We start from the raw sequence: 774 nt of genomic DNA on the forward strand, positions 1-774 counted from the left end.
ACTCAACGGACGCGAGAAACACAATTCCGTAAGAGGTGACGTCGTGCTTCTTCACCCGGTACCTGCACAGCGGAGTGAGATTGGTCACGACTGCTCCGGCCTCTTCCCGGGCTTCTCTGCACGCGGCACCTTCCGCAGACTCCCCTTGCTCGATCCTTCCGCCGGGAAACTCCCAGCCCCCTCTGACCTCGCTCAGGACCATGAGCAGCCGCCCAGAATCGACCGGCACCACAATCGTGGAATCGGCACCAGGCCAGCCCGAGGGTTCGCCGCCGAACCACAGGATGGTCTCAGTGTCGCCTCCTCCAAGTCGCAATTCAGTCGATCTCCCTACCCCTGCTCACACCTTTCGCTCCGTACCGCTCGGCGATTTTGTCCAGTATATGGTCCAAACCGCGCTGTTCGGCCGTCCGCATTCCATCAGCATCGAACAGAGACATCTGGCGCAGATCGACCAGTCCGGATACTTGAACACCTAGGAGACGCACGGGCTGTCTCAGGCTCAAGTCCGTGAGAAGCTGCTCCGCAATGGAATAGATCGAATCGTCATCGTCCACAGGCTCCCGAACGCTCTTCCCGCGCGTCACCAGGCTGAAGTCGGCAAACCTCACCTTCACCGTGATTGTCTTCGCGAGTCGTCCTGCGGCCCGCAATCGCCTCCCCACGTCCCGCGAGTGACGGGCAAGATACCTCCTGAGAGTGTCTGAGTCGGACACATCCTGGTCGAACGTGCTCTCACTGCCGAGGGACTTGGCCTCACCTCCGACTCGAACG

Annotated in this window: 2 protein-coding genes; both read right to left on the bottom strand. The window is 60.7% G+C overall.

Translation table 11 applies throughout. From position 1 onward, the window contains the following. Positions 1-316: NUDIX domain-containing protein (locus NUW23_16305; protein MCR4427709.1), on the bottom strand; the 316-nt coding region annotated here is incomplete at its 3' end. A 1-nt stretch (position 317) separates the two neighbouring features. Beyond that, positions 318-774, bottom strand: a 457-nt coding sequence (locus NUW23_16310; GenBank protein MCR4427710.1) for a DNA polymerase IV, incomplete at its 5' end; no start/stop codon positions are given.

It is taken from the genome of Bacillota bacterium (assembly GCA_024655925.1).
Taxonomy (GTDB): Bacteria; Bacillota; DTU025; order DTU025; family JANLFS01; genus JANLFS01.